The sequence below is a fragment of the Thalassotalea euphylliae genome (genome assembly GCF_003390375.1).
Taxonomy (GTDB): Bacteria; Pseudomonadota; Gammaproteobacteria; order Enterobacterales; family Alteromonadaceae; genus Thalassotalea_F; species Thalassotalea_F euphylliae_A.
This window is the reverse complement of sequence record NZ_QUOT01000001.1, coordinates 2,391,329-2,410,119: the sequence shown is the minus strand read 5'-3', so window position 1 is coordinate 2,410,119 and position 18,791 is coordinate 2,391,329. Positions and strand designations below refer to the sequence as shown.

Genomic DNA, 18,791 nt, shown 5'->3' with positions numbered 1-18,791 from the left:
TGATGAAAGTGTTACATGTGCTCGACCATTCAATACCACTGCATAGTGGCTATACTTTTAGAACTCGTGCGATATTGAAAATGCAGCATCAACTGGGCATAGAAACCTGTCATGTAACTAGCCCTAAACACGGCAATACAGAGGCTTTGGTTGAGCAAATCGATGATTTATTGTTTTATCGAAGTGGATCTGCCAACGGTATATTGAGCAAGTTACCAGTGTTGAATCAATGGTCAATTATTGCGCCCTTGGAAAAGCGCATTCTTGAGGTTATTGAGCGCGAACAACCCGATATTATTCACGCTCATTCACCCGCACTTAATGGCATGGCAGCTTTAAGAGCAGGTAAAAAAGCAGAGCTACCTGTAGTTTATGAAATTCGTGCCTTTTGGGAAGATGCCGCAGTTGATCACGGTACCTGTAAAGAAGGTGATCTACGTTATCAAATGACACGTTCGTTAGAGTCTTACGTTGTTAAGCAAGCGGATGCAGTGACCACGATTTGTCAGGGCCTTAAAAATGACTTGATAGCCAGAGGCGTTGCTGAAGATAAGCTGACGGTTATCCCTAATGCAGTTAATGTTGAGCAATTCGATCGCATCACAGAAAAAGATAATGAGTTAGTTGAGCAATTGCAGCTGAGCAATAAAAAAGTGCTTGGTTTTATTGGCTCGTTTTACGCTTATGAAGGCTTGGACTTGTTAGTATCTTCACTGCCAGCGATTCTTGAGAAAATGCCAGATGTTTGTTTATTACTAGTTGGCGGAGGCCCGCAAGAGCAAAATCTTAAATCACAGGTAGCAGCGCTTGGCCTTTCTGAATACGTTATGTTTACAGGCCGAGTACCGCACGACCAAGTGAATCAATACTACTCGCTTATTGATTTATTGGTTTATCCGCGTAAGTCGATGCGATTAACGGATCTAGTTACCCCGTTAAAGCCACTTGAAGCGATGGCGCAAGGACGTTTGTTTTTGGCGTCAGATGTTGGTGGTCATCATGAGCTTATTGTTGATAACCAAACCGGCTATTTATTTTCCGCTAATAATAGTTCGGCATTAGTGACCAAAGTGATTGATATTTTTCAACAGCCTCAAGCATGGTCTGCGATTCTTGATAATGGCCGGCGCTATGTTGAACATCAGCGCAATTGGCGAAACAGTATTAGCAATTACTTACCTGTTTATGCTGCGCTAACCCAAAAAGCGGTGTCGCATGGCTAACGTTAGTCGTGTTGCTATTGTTGGGCCACTGCCGCCGCCAGCAGGTGGTATGGCTAATCAAACCGAGCAGTTGGCAAGTTTTTTGGAAGCTGAAGGTGTGACGGTGACCGTTATTCAGGTCAATGCAGCATATCAACCTGCTTGGGTTGGCAAGATCCCAATGTTTCGTGCTTTGGTCAGGTTAGTGCAATATCAGCGGCGCCTGAAACAACAACTGGTTGATGCGGATGTGGTACATATCATGGCCAATTCTGGCTGGTCTTGGCACTTGTTTGCAGCACCGGCGATTAAAGTCGCCAAGCAATTAAATAAAGCCGTTGTGTTGAATTACCGTGGTGGCTATGCCGCAGACTTTTTTGACAAGTCTTGGCACCAAGTTAAGAAAACGCTCGATTTAGTGGACGATATTGTCGTGCCCTCGAGTTACTTACAAAGTGTTTTTAGTGAGTACGGAAAAACATCAAAAATCATCCCTAACGTACTAAATGAGCAACGATTTAATCGTTTTGAACGTCAGTCAGCCATGAAGCCGACAGTGATTGTAACGCGAAATTTAGAAGCTATCTATGATGTGGCGACCGCAATAAAAGTGTTTGCTGGCATCAAGCCGCAGTTTCCTGATGCGGAGTTAAAAGTGGCAGGTACGGGCCCAGAGCTCAGCAATTTAAAAACCTTAGTGGCATCGCTCGGCCTCGCTGAAAATGTGGCATTTGTGGGTAGGCTCGCACCTGATGAGGTATCAGCATTATACAAATCAGCTGACTTGATGCTAAACACAAGCGTCGTCGATAACTCGCCAAACTCACTTATTGAGTCGCTTGCCTGTGGCACGCCAGTGGTTAGCACAAATGTCGGTGGTATTCCTAAGTTGGTTACCGATGGACATGATGCGCTGCTCGCAAACCCAAGAGATGTAGAGTCACTGATAAAGCTATCTTTATCGTTATTAGAAGATAATAGCGAACGAGAACGTTTGACCAATAACGGCTTGATCACCATAGAAAAATTTAGCTGGTTGAGCGTTTGGCAAGCATTGGCGAGTTGTTACCAAGCGGCATATGTTGGAGCAAAAAATGATTAGTATGCTCTATACCAAGTTTGTTGCCAATGTGCTGTTTCCGCTTCATGAATTGCTTAAAAAGCATGACACGGTGCGCGTCAAAAAACAGTTAGAGCAAAGCCAGTGGCAAAGTCCACAAATCATCAATGAGAACGCCAATAAACGACTGACGAAGTTTTTGGAGAAAGCTGCCAAAGAAGTCCCTTATTATCAGGATGTGTTCAATAAGCTAAGCATTGAAGCCAGTGCGATTCGCTCAAAAGCAGATTTATCCGTCTTGCCTTTCCTTGATAAAGCGGTTATTCGAGAGCACTTTGACCAGCTTAAATCAAAAAGTGCTGGCCCAACACAGCCGTTTACGACAGGTGGCTCGAGTGGTACACCGCTGACCTTTTTGTTAAGTAAAGAAAGGGTTAGCCATGACGTTGCCGAAAAGTGGCGAGCGACTCGTTGGTGGGGTGTTGATATTGGCGATAAAGAGATCGTTGCTTGGGGCTCTCCAATTGAATTGGGTGCCCAAGATAAAGTGCGAGTTACCCGTGACAAGCTATTTCGTTCGACCTTGATCCCAGCATTTGATATGGATGAAAGCAAGTTGCTAGGTTTTATTGATCAGATCAAGCGTATTAAGCCGAAAATGCTGTTTGGTTATCCGTCGGTTTATGCTCTGATTGCCAAAACGGCACAAAAGCATGGTATTTCGCTCGATAACTTAGGCATTAAGGTGGTCTTTGTTACCAGCGAGCGCCTTTACCCTTATCAACAAGAGCAAATTGAACAAGTCTTTAATGCCCCTGTTGCCAATGGCTATGGTGGCCGTGATGCTGGCTTTATCGCTCATGCTTGTCCACATGGGAAAATGCACATTAGCGCTGAAGATATTATTGTCGAAATAGTTGATAGCCAAGGTAACGTTTTACCGGATGGCGAAAGTGGCGAGATCGTTGTTACTCATATGGCAACTTCTGATTTTCCTTTTATTCGCTATCGCACGGGCGATGTCGGCGCGATAGATACCGCGCCTTGTGCATGCGGACGAGGATTGCATATATTGAAAAATATTGAAGGAAGAACAACTGACTTTGTTGTAGCGTACGACGGCACTATGATGCACGGTTTGGCGTTAATCTACATAATTCGTGAAATGAAAGGTATTGATGCATTCAAAATAGTGCAAGAAAGTTTAATACATACGCGTGTTGAAATCGTATCGACAGACGCTCTTACAGAAACAATGCGAAGTGTGATTGTTAACGGCTTTAAACAGCGATTAGGTGAAGCGGTAGAAGTTGAGTTGCAAGTCGTTGATAGCATAGCGGCTGAAAAGTCAGGTAAATTCCGGTATGTGGTCAGTAAAGTAGAGTACTAAATGTGATAGATAGTTTGTTTTTATTAGCTGATATTGTAGCAATGGTTCTATTGATGCGCTGGGCATCGCAGGGAGATGGTAATGGGGAGCAGGAGTAATGAGAGACCTGCTATTGGTTGCTTTTCTTTTAATTGCTATTTATTACAGTTTTAAACGTCCTTATGTTGGTGCTGCTGCTTGGATTTGGATCGCTTTAATGGCACCCGCTGAGTGGGCATTTGGCTTTTCTCAATCATTCAGGTTAAATCTTACGATCGTCATTGTATCCCTACTGGCATGGATAATTAACAAAAACAAATACAAATATTCGTTTAGCGGTATGCAATTTTTGGTGTTACTTTTTTGTTTTTGGATGTTAATTTCAACGATATTTAATTTGCGTATAAATAGTGAATTAGCGTGGGATAAGTTTATTGAGTTTGCCAAAGTCATTGCATTATTCCTGTTTATCATTATGACTATTAGAACTAAAAAAGAGGTTGATACCCTTATTTGGAGCATAGTCTTAGCAATATCAGCATATGCCGCCATGGAAGGAGTAAAGTTTATATTGTCTGGAGGAGGCCACAGAATCGTCGGTCGCTCTGGAATATTGGCTGATCGCAATGACTTAGCTGTAGCGATTAACATGTGTCTACCGCTCGTCCTTTATCTTTTGGGAACGACTAAAAATAAGAATCTCAGATTAGGCTTGATTTTAATAGCAGTACTCAATGTAGTCGCTGTTATGGGGACTTATTCAAGGGGAGGGTTTATAGGCTTGAGTATTCTTGCTATTGCAATTTGGATAAAGTCAGAACGTAAGGTTCTGTTTTTGATGCTTGCTCTCATATCCTTACCTGTGTTGTATGCCAATGCGCCAGCAGAATGGAAAGAGAGACAATCAACAATAGAAACTGCAGCAACTGAAGATGGATCGTTTATAGGCAGGATTTGGGCCTGGAAGATTGCTACTTTGATAGCACTGGATAACCCAGTTACGGGTGGTGGCTTCAAGGCTACAACCGATTCATTATTATGGCGGACATATGCACCAATAACCCCGGATTTTGGTCCTGTTTACACGCCCCCAATACCAGACCATGTTCGTCCTAAAGCCGCTCATAATATATATTTCCAAGTATTGGCAAGTAGTGGCTTTGTGGGCTTAATAATTTTTTTATTCATTCTAGCCGGAACTTATTTACAATCATTACATTGTTCGAATGCGAAAATAAGAGAACTAACATGGGTATCCGAGCTATCTAGAGCAATATCATTGGCTATTATCGGGTATGGAATAACTGGTCTTAACGTTAGTTTAGCTTATTTCGAATTACTTTACGCTTTAATAGCAATTCAGATTATTTTAAAGAGCCGAATAACAAGTTTTGGAAAGAACAATGTCGAATTCAAAAATAGTTAAAATCTGTGCTTTACTCATTGTCAGTTTAGTTTTAGCGCCATTAACACTATTAGCAGCTGATTGCGAAGAATTACCTTGGCGCCGCGGTAAGCCATATGATTATTATGATGTCGAGACAAGAGAGCCCTCAGGAACATTCAGCTTGGGCTTACTTTACATGGTGGAAAGCGCTCACTTTACAAGAAACGTAAGAACTTTAAAAAAGGGGCATACAGGCGCACAACCTGGAGATTTGATGTTTGTACTATCTAGTATTCCTAATCATCCAGAAGCGCTAGATGCGTATTCAAAATATACCCATTTCTACAATACCCGTGAATCATTTCGAATTAAAAAATTAAATTCAAAGCCGAAATTTTCTCCGGAATGTTTTATCAAGAGAGCTATCGCTTTATACCCAAAATACGCGAGTACTCATTTGGTTCTAGGTATGCATTATTACAGGAATACCCAGTTCAACAAAGCTATAGCTGCGTTGCAGCAAAGTCTCTCAATAGATAATGAAAACGCAGAAACACACTATATTCTTGGTTTAGCTTTTTTGAAAATCGGTAATATAGATTCTGCCAAATTACATGCAGAGAAAGCTTATGCTAGAGGGTATCCACTGCCAGGACTTAAGAATGAACTTGCAAAATTCGAAAAACAATAAATGACCATAAGTGATAAATATGCCGCAAAAAATAATTATTTCAGGTGCTAATTTAAGAAGCAATGGATTCGAGTTAGGTCCTGGTAAATACTATGATGAAGCAAAACTGATATCTCTTGATCTTGAATCGGGCGAATTTTCTACACTGATCTCGTTAAAAAATGTCAAAGAAAATTATCCTAGCGAACATCCTAATATTCAATTTACAGCAGGATGTATTGATCCTGATGACAATGATATTCTGTGGTTGCCGACAGATACCGAAATCAGAAAATATCAACTACCCAATTTATTGCTCTTATCTTCGTACTCCCATCCTTGTTTTCACAATATACACTCAGTAAACGTGTATGAAAGAAAGTTATATGTAACATCAACTGGCTTGGACAATGTCGTTATTCTCAGCAAAGAGACTGGCAAAGTCCTTGAAATACTAAATGCCGAAGGTAAAGACCCTTGGCATCGGTTCTGTCCTGATACTGACTATAGGGTCCTGCACTCGACTAGACCTCATGACGCCCACCCAAATTACGTTTTTCGACTAAATGATCAACTATGGGTGACGCGCTGTAAGCAAGAGGATGCTGTAAATCTGTCGGATGTGAGTCAGAGTATAAAACTTTCAGATGGAGAATCTGTCAGTGTTCATGATGGGTTAGAGTGGCAGGAAAAAATTATTTTTACACAAGTAAGCGGACACCTTGTGATCATTGATCGAGCTGACACCAATAAAAAGACAATTTTAGATTTATTTGGAAATTCAAACTCAAGGCCGATTGGTTGGTGCCGTGGGCTTTTTATAAAAGATGATATTTGTTATGTAGGTTTTTCTAAATTAAGAAAAACTAGGATGATTGATAAGCTAAAATTCTTAAGTAAAGGAAACTTGAAGTATAGCAGTGGCAACAACGCATTAGTGGTTTCATATGACCTGAAAAGTCAAAAATTGTTGGAAGTATATGAAACACAAGATGGAGTCATTGACGCTATATACGGGGTTCTACCCTTTAATTATGAGTGATGCTGCAGCTACTCGCTTTGGCGCTAGCATAGGCTGGTCAATAGCGACAAGGTGGGGAAATAAACTGATCGGGTTTGTCAATATGATCGTGTTGGCAAGGCTTCTGTCTCCTGAAGATTTTGGTATTGTTGCCATGGCAACAATATTTATTACGATATTGCATTCGATGACTCAAGTAGGGGCGCAATTGTATGTCATAAGATACCCAACAGAAGATGTTCGGGTATTCAATACTGGTTGGACAATTAACTTATTGCAAGCCCTACTTATTGCTTTAATTCTATGCCTTTCTGCGTCTTATGTCGCTGATTTTTATCAAGAAGAAGTACTGAGAGATATAATTTACTGTTTAGCTGCCGTTAAAATATTGAAGGGGCTACATAATTACGGCGTGTATATTGCCCAAAAACAACTTGATTTTTCCCTAGATTTTAAAATAACAACGACATGTAGAGTGGCGTACTCAATAGCAACCATTGCCACAGCTTTGTGGTTGAAAAACTATTGGGCTATTGTTGTAGGTCAGGCAGCGTCAGCTTTTGTTGGCCTAGTATTAAGCTATAAGTTACATGTATTTAGACCTAGATTTGAGGTTTATCAATGGAGAAAAGTACTGTCTTTCTCAAAATCTATGATTCCATTTAGTATTGGCCGCTTTGTGAACAACCAAGCTGATATAGTTGCGGTAAGTAAGTTGGGCTCAACAGAGTTCTTAGGGCAATACAATATTGCATCAAATTTAGCCTCGCTCTTTACCAAAGAGCTACTAATGCCTGTAATAAAAGGGATTTTACCTAATTTAACTAAACTTAAAGCAAGTAAAGATGTTGATTTAAAACTCATAGCGATAATAGGTTTAGCTATTTACGTATTTTTGCCACTAGGATTCGGGCTGGCATTAACTTCCTATGAAGTGATTTATGTATTACTTGGAGAGAAGTGGTTAGGCATAACGGATGTTATGAGCTGGTTAAGTATTTATGCAATGATGTCAGGTATTACTATGTTTGTCAGTGAACAATTTTTAGTAATATTTGACGCAGAAAAAACTTCCAACTGGTTGATGTGGTTTCGCAATGCATTAATCGTAGTTGCACTTATACTGGCTTTTTATTTAGGTAGCTATTTAGATTTTCCAATGGCTATGGCGCTTTCATCAATTATTGCATTTCCAGTCACGTTGTATTTTTCAGCCAAAGCTATGAATTTTGCTGTATGGAATCTTATACGCAATTGGTGGCCAGCTTTGCTTGCGACAGCTGCAATGTCTTTTGTGATTACGTTGATATCTGACATGAATTCCCCAGTTATTTTTGCACTATTAACGAAAGTGTTGGTGGGGGCGATAACCTATGTTTTGGTCATTTGTATATTATATTATTTACGTGGACTTCCACTAGATACACCAGAAGAAGTCGCTTTAAATTATATCAAACGTTTAAATTACACTGGCAGGTAAAAATCATTAGAGATAATAATTTTAATACTACTAAGCAGAAATTATGAAGGAATTATTTTTTTTAACAATCGCAAATCATTTACCTCGTCTAGAATATTTCGATCGAATTCGATATCGCATATTGGCTTTAGCTGGGATTAAAGTTATGGGGCCGTGCACGTTATGGGGGCCTTTTACAATAAGGCCTATTGGCGGTGCTAGAAATATTGAAATCGGGCAAGGAACATTTATCAATAGTGATGTAAGGTTTGGTGTACCCAATGATAAAGTTGTTATCGGTTCGAGAGTTCAGGTTGGACCGAGAGTAATGTTTGAAACGGTTAATCACGGCTTAGTTTATGTTGAAGGCAAAGGGCGTGGAACTTGGACAAAGCCGATTGTTATTGAAGACGAGGTATGGATTGGTGGAGGCTCGATAATTACTCAAGGCGTGACAATCGGTGAAGGGGCTGTAGTAGCAGCAGGCTCAGTGGTAACTAACAATGTCGATCCTCATACAGTCGTAGGAGGCACCCCTGCAAAGTTTATAAAACACACAGGGGCAACTGATAAGCAATAGCTAATCTTAGCAATAAACCTGTTATGCTTTGTCAGTAAAGCAAAGTTTATTTAAGTCTTTCCAAGACTACTTTAAATGGAATCAATGTTATTGATATTAGAGTACTCGGTGCCATTTTTACTATATCTGAAAGTATCTTCGTAGAAATAGCTTTTCGTTTGATAATTCTGTGTAGTATATCTCTTGCTATATTGTCTTGAATTGCATTTATCGTTTGTTTATTCCTTTGCTCTAGTTTCTCGGTTAATGGATAAAACTTCTTCACTGAAGTCCAAATAAAAAGTTCGTTCCGCAATCTTTGCAAAGACTTTTCCGATCCCCAGCCAGAACCCGAGTAGATATTTATACCACGACCACAGCGACAAGTAATCTTGGTAGAAAACGCCCATTGAGCTTTAAGTTCGCTCAAATCCATCCAAAAGAAAAAGTCTTGACCGTTATAAAACTCTTCTCTAAAGCGAAGTGTTGGGAATTTTCTGAAGTTATAAACTACATTAGATGTACCTATAACACCGCCACCATCGCCAACTATATGCTCTAGAGAAGATATGCTCATTTGATGAATATCATCTTCTAAATCGATAGATAGATGCTCATCAACAATGAGGGTGCCTATCATATCAAAGTTGTTTTTATCAGGATGAAGAGCGGGGAAATGATCTGAAAAGTAAGCATCATTTCCAAGCTCTAGCGCTTTTATGCCCGTGGCTAAGTGATCTTCGAGCCACTCGTCATCCGAATCTAAAAAGGCGGCATACTGGCAGTCGGCAGGGACATTGTTTAAGGCATTATTGCGAGCTGAGCCAGCCCCACCATTTTCTTGCTTTATAATAATTAACTCTCTGTTATCGGGAGTTGATAAGGTGGAAAGCTCTTCTTCAATTGTAACAGGCGAGCCGTCATCTACCACAATAATGTAGATGTGACCTAGATACGTCTGTTTTATTATCGACTGAATAGTATTAGATAATAAGCCTTTGGTCTTTTGGTAAAACGGTATAATTACTGAAACTTTTGGCTCAACTAACACATTTAATTCCTTAATTTTATATTTTTGCTTTTATGTAAGTTATTTTGATTTTGCTGCGTACGAATATATTTCTTTTTGTACATATGGGGGCGTTTGAGCAGTAAAAGTGCTGAATATAGTATTGTCACCATCATCTGTAAGTGCTTGCAACCAGCATTCTTTATGTTTAAGACAGAGCATATTAATTTTGTTCAAAAAGCACCATCTGGCAAATCGGACATCTACAAACTTTTGGCTACCATCTATAAACTCAAAAGGGGGAGCACTCTTCGCTGGTATAGCCATGACTCCTGTACCTAATTGGTCAACTTTATTTGATTTTGGCCAGACTTGCAGAAAATGTGCGCAATTTCGATACCACATTGGATTGCTAATTTTTAATTTGAAACCTAACCATTTTTTTATACCTAACAGAGACATTTCTAATCGTGGTGATTCGTACCAGCTTCCATGATAGCCGAGAGCGACATTTTCATTGTCAATTTTTTCGAACTCTTTCATGGTATGCTCCACATAATTTTCAGGGTAAATGATGTCATCATCTAGATAGAAAATATAGTCGCACTGAATATCTGTATCTATGAATTTACCTGTGTCTTTTAGATCTCTTTCGGGAATTATTGCCTTCAAGTTAGAGTGTTTATTAACCCAATTTGGAATCTTTTCAAATTGATTAAAACAAACAACAAGTATATCCAATTGAGAGATAATACTTTTGATAGAATGTTCGATAATGTCAATCCTATCAGGGTAAGTTGCCATCTTTCCGACTAATTTCATTTGTACCTCAACAAGCTAGTATTTAACTAAAGTTGGTAATGCTAGAGTATTTCGAGCTGTTTACTTTTGATTGTATATACTTTATTTGATCACTGGATAAAGATTTCAGCCCTTTCCCGATATGTTGTGTATTAATATCTTGCATTACATTAGCGTGGTGAGAGTGCTCTTCCACATCTCCCAATAATGTTGGTGGAGCTTTTAACATATTATCCTCAAAAGAAACTTGTAGAAATTCGCATATTTTTCGTAGGGTTAGCTCTGGGCTAGTTACTAGTACGTTGTAATTGATCTCGATATATTGAAGGGGATACTTTCGACCAAATTGGCAACTTAATTCTACCGATTGAAACCAGCGTTCTGCAGCGTCTTCAAATTTATTATATATCCCTGATTTTAAATAAGAGCTGGTAGCATCATAGGGATTGCGCACTATATGGATAAATTGTGCGGTAGGAAATACACCCATAATCCTATCTAAATGGAATGTGTTATATGGTGTTTTATCTCCCCACCTTTTTCCCTGTAGCTTGTGATGTGATTGATAGAATTTGTAAAACGAATTTAAAATCATTGCAAGGCTTTGTTTGTCTTGCGGAAGAGTTTTTAATTCGATTGCTAATTTGTTCAAAGAAGGTAGGTGAAAAGTACTAAACTCCTCATCAAATTGAAAATTACTCAACGTTAAAAATACGAGTTCTTGCCAAGTTAGAGAAGGGTGTCGAATATAGTGACCAATTATACGGCCAAGCACATACGTTTCCGGTGGAATGTATAGTTGCGAGTGATTATTTAACAGACGCCGCAATAGTGTATTACCTGAACGGCCAGATCCAATAATAAAAAAAGGAGAAGTGTCATTACTATTTAGATCGCTTGCAGGGACCTGATAGAAGCGTTGTGTAAGCTTTGACGTTAATAAAAAGTGCTCAATGGCCGAATTCATTTTAATTGTGATTAACCTTATTCAATTATTGGATCCAAGTTATATGTTTATTTTTTAATAATAGCGGGTAGTTTTTGCTATTTACTGAGTAATCAATTTGTTTCCAGCTAAATCAAAGTTTAAATTTTTAAATAGCTCAATTGACCCTTGTTTTGTTAGGTGCCCACTGTCTCTGTAAAGGAATTTGTCTTTAATTTTGGTTTGGCAATACTCTTGATCGCAAAGTAAGTCTGCAAGCCACAATGCCTCAACTTGATTTTCTTCAATAACATTCCTCAAGGAGTCAATAACTGAGGCGTCATATGATAAATAGTCACCTTTCTTTAAATAGCAATCGAAATTCAATACAGGAAGTTTCAATGATTCCCTACCTACACATTCTCCGATGTTAATACCAACACGTGGTGGAGAAGATATCACTACTGGTATTTTCCCTGCTTGCTTTAGGGCTTTTATCGTTTTACTAAAGTACTCTTCTGGTTTTACTTGTTGTTTGTTTAGAACCTGATTGTTAACTAAAAACTTTGCTTGACTATCATCAAAATAAACAGAATAAGCTGAGCTTAAAACTACAAATTTAATGGAGGGAGAGTTTTGAATAATTTCAAATGCTTGTGTATTAAATTTTATGCAATTCTTCGCCCATTCTTTTGTCATTGCTCGTTTATTTTCCCATTGATAATAAGATATTTCTAGGAAAGGAGCGCATGAGCTTTTCGTTAGTTGGAGCAGCTCTACTTTAGAAGCTAAACCAGGGACTAAATGCATCGCATAGCTGTCACCCCAAACAGCAATCTGTGGTTTTTCAATTGTCTGACAATCTTTCGACAATAATCCTTTTGTACCGTCGCATTGAATAGAGAGTCCATAATTAGGCGCCATAATTTCATCATATTGCTGGTAAAGTAGATCTTTATTTTTCTGCTCATACAAGGCGGCTGGGGTAAAAAGCAATGCAATAGTTGTTGCAGTCAACCCTATGTACATTGTCTTCATTTTTTTTGCTGGTAGGCTGCGGAAACGCTCTTCAATAAAATGATACTGTAAGAACCCAAATAAAATAGATAAGGCAATAATGAGTAGCTTTAATTCTGTAGGGACCTCTCCAAGTGAGCTGATAAAAGCAAATGCAAATAATGGCCAATGAACTAGATAAACCGAATAAGACCAGTCGCCTACTCGCATTACACTATTGACTATTAGGTTGTTCGGAAGCCAATTGTCTTTACCCAGTAAAATCAATGTCGTAGCGATAACAACAATTAGTGCATCGGTGCGAGGGTGTATTGTGTCTATTTGGAAGATAACAGTAACTAATATTGTTAATAGCGCTATTATTTTTAGTTTTATCGGTATAGCAATGTTTGGCTTTTTTAGCATAAGCCATGCGCATATTGATCCAAATAAAAGCTCCCAAGCTCTAGTTGGTAATAAAAAGAATGCCCATTCATTTGCACTGGCTTCCGATATTTTCCATAAAAATATAGGTGGCTTACTGTTAGCAAGCCAAATTAAGCACAAAGTAAAACTAGCGGCTGCTAATCCGAATAACCCTATAGCTCTGTATCCTTTGGGGATTAAAAATAAAATAAATGGCAATAAAAAATAATATTGTTCCTCCAGAGATAAAGACCAAATATGTAATAGGGGCTTACTTTCTGCTTCTGTAGCAAAATAATCGATCTGTGTAGGGAGAACTATATTCGCTGAAAATGTTAACGCGCCAGCTAGTTGGCTGTAATAGTCCGTAAGTTGGGTCGGCGTTAATATAAAATGTGAAAGTACAGTTGTTACAACAAGGGTAGTATATAGTGCAGGTAATAAACGCTTTGCTCTACGTAGATAAAAGTTGGTAAAAGAGAATGTTTGCTGTTCAAGCCCTTTAAGGATGATTGTAGTTATTAGAAAACCAGATACTACAAAGAAAACATCAACACCTAGATAGCCGTAATTAACAACACCCAAGTTTGCATGGTATATGACTACAAGTAATACAGCGATACCTCTTAGAAATTGAATATCCCGTCTCATAAGTCCATTTACCCGATATCATAATTTATTATTATTTATGGTGTATAAAGCATATGTTCTGCTTTACGATAATTGCATAATAACAATAAATCATTAACAATACATTTACCAAGGATGATAAAAATGCGTTATGTATTCGCCAGAAAAAAAAATAGTGTCCAGTGTTAAAAGGTTTCCAATTAATAAGCACAAAAAGTTGTGGCTTATCTTTGATGAAATTACAAGGGAATATCATTGCCCTGAATACACTGCTGTTATCATTGGGAGCGATACTGCAAGTGCCCGCCTGAAAGAGATTGGTGAACATTTCTTAACCAATCAAAAAAAATTTCAACATAGCTACTTGGAGATAGCTGGTAAGTTTTTGTTGTTCATCATCGATCATATTGAACAGACGTTAACTGTTGTAAATGATCGTCTTGGCCTTTTCCAAGGTTATTACTACGTTGAAGATCAACGGGTAATAGTAAGCTCTTCCCTCAAGGCTGTTAAGTCCTCAGCTCAAAGTGATTTCGCTATCAATCAACAGGCCATTTTTAACTACATGTACTTCCATTGTATTCCGTCGCCTACAACCATCTATCAAGATGTTTTTAAACTTGAGCCAGGAAAATCGATCACCATTGATAGTAATCAAAACAAGTCTGAAAAGGTTTTGTATGCACCTTACTTCACTGAGGTGGCTGATGATTCAAGTGCTTTGGAAAGGGAGTGTTTAAATGTCATCGAAGGGGCAGTAGCTGACAATTTAAGTAAAAACTGTGGTGCATTCTTAAGTGGGGGACTAGACAGTTCGACGGTATCAGGGATGTTGGCAAAGCATCATACACCAGCGAGAACTTTCTCTATCGGGTTTGAGGCGGAAGGTTATGATGAAACACCATATGCGAAAATAACAGCAAATCACTTCAATACGCAACACGAGGTACTTTATCTAGAGCCTGAACAGGCGGCCGAAGCATTTGTTACTGTGGCACAATATTTTGATGAGCCATTCGGCAACTCATCCTCAATGGCAACCTATTTTTGTGCCAAGTTTGCAAAAGAGCATGGCGTAGATACCTTGCTCGCTGGAGATGGTGGTGATGAGCTATTTGCTGGTAACGAACGTTATGCTAAGCAAAAGCAGTTCGAACTTTATTATAGATTGCCATCGCCTATTCGTGCATTAATGAATGCAACGCTAAACAACAGTGTTATGTCAGGTATACCTGGTGTTAGCAAAGCATCTAGTTATGTTCGTCAAGCTGAAGTTAGGTTACCTACACGTTTGCAAAGTTATAACTTCATCAATATTGTTGGTTTAGAGGAAATGTTTACACCAGCGTTTCTATCAAAAGTTGATGTTAACCAACCGATTGAGCAGTTAGGGCAGCGATATAAAGAGTCTAGCGGTGAGCACCCTGTAGACAATATGCTGTATCTAGATTGGAAATTTACACTTGCTGATAATGATTTAGTTAAAGTGAACAAAATGTGCGAGCTCGCTGGCGTTGACGTTAAATTTCCGCTCTTGGATAAGGCATTGATTGATTTTAGCTGCAAGGTGCCGGCAGAGGTAAAGCTTCCGGGGTACCAGCTAAGAGACTTTTATAAAAAAGCATGTCGTGGCTTTTTGGCCGACGAAACACTCGACAAACCCAAGCATGGTTTCGGTTTGCCATTCGGTGTCTGGCTAAAAGAAAATGCAACGTTAAAAAATATTGCACTGGATGCATTGCAGCAATTTAAAGCGCGAAATATTGTCTCGGAAAGCTTAATCAATAAGGCGCTTGATGCCCATGATAGTGTTCATGCTGGCTACTATGGTGAGCTTATTTGGATTATGGTGGTTCTAGAACTTTGGCTCCAAGGTAACGAGAGTAATTAAACTAGTGGCACTAACTCATCAATTACTTGCGTGGCTAGGTAAAGTCTTTGGCAAGAAAAAGCTCAATATTCTTATCTATCATCAAGTTGTCGCGCAACACGATGTAATGAGACCTTCAGAGCCTGCTGCTAAAGTGTTCGATTGGCAGATGCAATTGGTCGCGAAATACTGCACGCCGATGTCGTTATCTGATGCAATTCAAGCGCTGAAATCAGATGCTTTGCCGGCAAATGCTATTTGTGTCACTTTTGATGATGGTTACCTTAATAATTTAACAGTTGCCGAGCCGATATTGCGTAAACATGGCGTTCCTGCAACTGTTTATGTGGCGACTGGATATTCCAGTGGCAGTAATATGTTTAATGATCGCATTTTAGATCTAATCGGCGATACAAAGCGCTCCCAATTTAATTTATCTGCGGTGGGTTTAGGCGAGCAAGTTGTTGATAGTAACACTTCTCGCATCCGTCTCGCGCACAAAGTGATTGGCAAGGTAAAGTACCTTCACTTTCATCAACGTAATGAAGTTGTAGATCAGGTCTACGCTGATAACAAAGCTGACGAAAAGCCTCATCGGATGATGACACCGGCCCAAATTCAAGAGTTGGCGCACAAAGGCGTTGAAATAGGTGCACACACTCAAGACCACCCGATACTAAAGTCGCTCGACGTAGCGGAGCAAGTACAACAAATCAAAGTTTCGAAACAGACGCTTGAAGCAATGCTTGGTAGACCTATCAGGCACTTTGCCTATCCTAATGGCAAACTTAACGATGATTATTCTGATGATACAGTAGGTATTATTGAAGATTTGGGATTTGAAACTGCGGTTTCTACTCATTGGGGTATTTCTACTAAAAGTAGTGATTTTTTTCAGATGAAACGTTTTACCCCGTGGGATACATCTCCTATTAAATTTCACCTTCGTATGATGTTGAATCAGCTAAGAGGCGAACAATGAGTATGGTAGCATTTCGTCCGCCACTGGCATACGCGACAAATTACCCAGAACCACATATCAGTGCTACACCTGATTACTGCCATTGGGCGCCGTGGGGTGAGTCGATAGAGCAGCATTCTCAATTCACTAAGGACAGCTATTTCACTAAAAATGGACGCTCAGCCTTAGGTTATATTATTCGCGAATTTGGTTTAACTTCAGACAGTCGAGTCTTGCTACCAGAGTTTCATTGTCCAGCCATGATTGAACCTTTTCTCGCAAGCAATGTTAAGGTGTCGTTTTATCGGCTTAATGACGATTTATCTGTCGATGTTGACGCATTAGCCCAATCGACGAATAGTGCTGATGCGATTCTTCTTGTTCGATTTTTTGGCTTTCCTACGAATATCAAACAGGCACTAGATATCGTTAAGCAGCGTAATATTCGTGTGATTGAGGACTGCGCTCATGCCTTTTTCAGTGAGCAACTTGAGTCTGATAATTATGCTTCAGATGCTAGTTTTTGTAGCCTAAATAAATTTTTTAGCTGCTTTGATGGTGGTATGCTGCGAACGAAGAGTGAATTGACCAGATCTAAGCTACTTGCATTGTCCGGCCCTAGCGTTAAAAGTGAAGTTAAACATTTTTTAGGCAAAAGTGGTGTTGTTTCAGGGCTTTCAAAAATTTTTAAACTCCTCAAGCCTTCGGGTACTGAGGTGAATGGTTCAGTGTTTAATACTAAGCCCAAAATGAGTGAATTTCGTTATTTTAATTACGCAGACATGAATCAGCGGTGTTTTTCGACAACGAGAGCACAACTACGTGTTGAAAATTTTGGGCATATCGTTTTTTGTCGCCGTAACAATTATGCAACTCTATTTGAAGCTTTTACTGCCTCAAATATTGGACGCCCCTTATTTGCGCTTGATGAGCAAACGGTACCTTATGTATTTCCATTTCTCCTCAATGACAAAGGTGACTTTGAGTACATTAGGCAGAGCGGTATTCAAGTTTTACGTTGGGAAGAGTACTGCATTACTGAAAACGTTGTAATCGAAGACTATCGGGAGCGGTTAATCCAAATACCTTGCCATCAAGATTTATCACAAGAACAGTTAATGTTTATTATCAATACGCTAAACAAGAATTAATTCATGGATGCAATTAAGTGGCACTTATTGCCTGTTTCAGAATTTCATACGATTCATGCTCAGTGGGATGACCTAAATCAAAGTACTCTTAATCAAGCGGTTTTATCTGCGCTTTTCGTGCAAAGTTTAATAAATACGTTTGCAAAACAGCCGCTATATATTTTGTGTAAGTATGAGAGTGGTTGTTTGACGTTTGCTGGTATTTTTGAGCAAACCTCAAACTTTCGTTGGGCTATCTTTCAAACGTCACAAGGGCCTTTGGGCGCAATATTATCTAAAAGCAATATGCTAAACCGCCGCTTTTTCGCTGAAATTAATCAACAATTGCCGGGAACACAACTGTTGTTTGATCTGACTCAGCTAGACAGTGCATGGTTTGAACAAAGTGACGGCGTAGAATGCTTGCCATATATAACGACAGGATCGTTAAAAGTACCTGAGGATTTTGACGCTTATTTTGCCAGTTTAAGTAAAAATACACGCCAGAATATCAATAAAGCGAAAAATCGCCTCAACAGAGAAGGCGTGACTATTGAGTTGTCAATAGTGACCAAGCCTGAGCAGATAAAAACCTATATTGCGCATTATGGAGAGCTGGAAAGCAAAGGTTGGAAAAGTTCTCTTGGTACAGCCGTCAATGTCGACAACGAACAAGGTACGTTTTATGTTGATATGATGACATCTTTTGCAGAGCAAGGTTTAGCTCAGATTTGGTGTTACAAATTTAACGACGACATTGTTGCAGTTGATCTGTGTATCGTGCATGGCGATACCGTCACTATTTTGAAAACAACGTTTGATGAAGGCTTTGCACGTTATTCACCCGCATTGCTTATGAAAGTGGATGCCTATAAAGCAATGTCCGAACAAGGTAAAATCAAACGTATAGAATATTACGGTAAAGTAATGGACTGGCATCGAAGGTTGATTTGTGATGAAAGAGCATTGTTTCATGTAACGTGGGCAAAAAACCAAGCACTTTATCGTTCATTGAATTGGCTGAAAAATAAAATCAGTAAATCAACTTCAGATTAAGGAATTAATGTAAATGTCTTTAGAAGTAGAATTAAAAGAACTCATCCAAGAAAGCCTCCAACTGGACGAAGTTACTGAGTGGGGCGCAGATACTGAAATATTGGGTGCTATCCCTGAATTTGATTCGATGGCGATAGTGACAGTGCTAACTCTCGTCGAAGAAAACTACGGCATCGTTATCGAAGATGATGAAGTTAGTGCTGAAGTGTTTGAAACATTGGGGAGTTTAACGGCGTTCTTATCAGAAAAAATCGGTTAAT

Annotated in this window: 17 protein-coding genes; 13 read left to right on the top strand and 4 right to left on the bottom strand. The window is 39.2% G+C overall.

Annotated elements, in window-relative coordinates:
* Nucleotides 1–2: 2 nt before the first annotated feature.
* From DXX94_RS10695 to DXX94_RS10660, 8 genes are all read left to right on the top strand, one after another.
* Nucleotides 3–1,223, top strand: a complete 1,221-nt coding sequence (locus tag DXX94_RS10695; RefSeq protein ID WP_116015761.1) for a TIGR04063 family PEP-CTERM/XrtA system glycosyltransferase — start codon at nucleotides 3–5, stop codon at nucleotides 1,221–1,223.
* Nucleotides 1,216–2,304, top strand: coding sequence for a glycosyltransferase family 4 protein (locus DXX94_RS10690; RefSeq protein ID WP_116015759.1), 1,089 nt, complete (start codon nucleotides 1,216–1,218; stop codon nucleotides 2,302–2,304). Before DXX94_RS10695 ends, DXX94_RS10690 begins: the two co-directional genes overlap by 8 nt.
* Nucleotides 2,297–3,652 carry a phenylacetate--CoA ligase family protein gene (locus DXX94_RS10685; protein ID WP_258872149.1) on the top strand — a complete coding sequence of 452 codons (1,356 nt, stop codon included), beginning with the start codon at nucleotides 2,297–2,299 and terminating at the stop codon, nucleotides 3,650–3,652. The genes DXX94_RS10690 and DXX94_RS10685 overlap by 8 nt, the downstream gene beginning before the upstream one ends.
* Nucleotides 3,653–3,749: 97 nt before the next feature.
* Nucleotides 3,750–5,057, top strand: coding sequence for a putative O-glycosylation ligase, exosortase A system-associated (locus DXX94_RS10680; protein ID WP_116015755.1), 1,308 nt, complete (start codon nucleotides 3,750–3,752; stop codon nucleotides 5,055–5,057).
* A complete protein-coding gene (locus DXX94_RS10675) occupies nucleotides 5,035–5,709 on the top strand; it encodes a tetratricopeptide repeat protein (protein ID WP_116015753.1) in 675 nt (224 codons plus the stop codon). The genes DXX94_RS10680 and DXX94_RS10675 overlap by 23 nt, the downstream gene beginning before the upstream one ends.
* A 19-nt stretch (nucleotides 5,710–5,728) precedes the next feature.
* Entirely contained in the window at nucleotides 5,729–6,730 is a 1,002-nt protein-coding gene (locus tag DXX94_RS10670) for a hypothetical protein (protein WP_116015751.1), read from the top strand.
* Nucleotides 6,723–8,189, top strand: coding sequence for an oligosaccharide flippase family protein (locus DXX94_RS10665; protein WP_181901537.1), 1,467 nt, complete (start codon nucleotides 6,723–6,725; stop codon nucleotides 8,187–8,189). The genes DXX94_RS10670 and DXX94_RS10665 overlap by 8 nt, the downstream gene beginning before the upstream one ends.
* A gap of 43 nt (nucleotides 8,190–8,232) precedes the next feature.
* Entirely contained in the window at nucleotides 8,233–8,748 is a 516-nt protein-coding gene (locus tag DXX94_RS10660) for an acyltransferase (RefSeq protein ID WP_116015747.1), read from the top strand.
* A gap of 46 nt (nucleotides 8,749–8,794) precedes the next feature.
* Here DXX94_RS10660 and DXX94_RS10655 read toward each other — a convergent pair whose 3' ends face one another.
* The 4 genes from DXX94_RS10655 to DXX94_RS10640 all read right to left on the bottom strand — a co-directional run bounded on the left by DXX94_RS10655 (nucleotide 8,795) and on the right by DXX94_RS10640 (nucleotide 13,535).
* Entirely contained in the window at nucleotides 8,795–9,778 is a 984-nt protein-coding gene (locus DXX94_RS10655) for a glycosyltransferase family 2 protein (protein WP_181901536.1), read from the bottom strand.
* Between the two features lie 39 nt (nucleotides 9,779–9,817).
* Complete coding sequence (locus DXX94_RS10650; RefSeq protein WP_116015743.1) at nucleotides 9,818–10,558, bottom strand: glycosyltransferase family A protein; 741 nt, start codon at nucleotides 10,556–10,558, stop codon at nucleotides 9,818–9,820.
* 22 nt (nucleotides 10,559–10,580) lie between these two features.
* Nucleotides 10,581–11,504 carry a sulfotransferase family protein gene (locus DXX94_RS10645; RefSeq protein WP_116015741.1) on the bottom strand — a complete coding sequence of 308 codons (924 nt, stop codon included), beginning with the start codon at nucleotides 11,502–11,504 and terminating at the stop codon, nucleotides 10,581–10,583.
* Nucleotides 11,505–11,585: 81 nt separating this feature from the next.
* Nucleotides 11,586–13,535 carry an acyltransferase family protein gene (locus tag DXX94_RS10640; RefSeq protein WP_116015739.1) on the bottom strand — a complete coding sequence of 650 codons (1,950 nt, stop codon included), beginning with the start codon at nucleotides 13,533–13,535 and terminating at the stop codon, nucleotides 11,586–11,588.
* 196 nt (nucleotides 13,536–13,731) lie between these two features.
* Between DXX94_RS10640 and DXX94_RS10635 the strand changes: the two genes are divergently transcribed.
* From DXX94_RS10635 to DXX94_RS10615, 5 genes are read left to right on the top strand one after another with little or no spacing between them, the layout of a single operon-like run.
* Entirely contained in the window at nucleotides 13,732–15,405 is a 1,674-nt protein-coding gene (locus DXX94_RS10635) for an asparagine synthetase B family protein (RefSeq protein WP_258872148.1), read from the top strand.
* 4 nt (nucleotides 15,406–15,409) lie between these two features.
* Nucleotides 15,410–16,366: a polysaccharide deacetylase family protein gene (locus DXX94_RS10630; RefSeq protein ID WP_116015735.1), complete on the top strand. Its 957-nt coding sequence runs from the start codon at nucleotides 15,410–15,412 to the stop codon at nucleotides 16,364–16,366.
* On the top strand, nucleotides 16,363–17,496 hold the full coding sequence (locus tag DXX94_RS10625) for a DegT/DnrJ/EryC1/StrS family aminotransferase (RefSeq protein WP_116015733.1): 1,134 nt from the start codon (nucleotides 16,363–16,365) through the stop codon (nucleotides 17,494–17,496). Before DXX94_RS10630 ends, DXX94_RS10625 begins: the two co-directional genes overlap by 4 nt.
* A 3-nt stretch (nucleotides 17,497–17,499) precedes the next feature.
* Nucleotides 17,500–18,531 carry a GNAT family N-acetyltransferase gene (locus tag DXX94_RS10620; protein WP_116015731.1) on the top strand — a complete coding sequence of 344 codons (1,032 nt, stop codon included), beginning with the start codon at nucleotides 17,500–17,502 and terminating at the stop codon, nucleotides 18,529–18,531.
* A 13-nt stretch (nucleotides 18,532–18,544) separates the two neighbouring features.
* On the top strand, nucleotides 18,545–18,790 hold the full coding sequence (locus tag DXX94_RS10615; RefSeq protein ID WP_116015729.1) for an acyl carrier protein: 246 nt from the start codon (nucleotides 18,545–18,547) through the stop codon (nucleotides 18,788–18,790).
* Nucleotide 18,791: the final 1 nt, after the last annotated feature.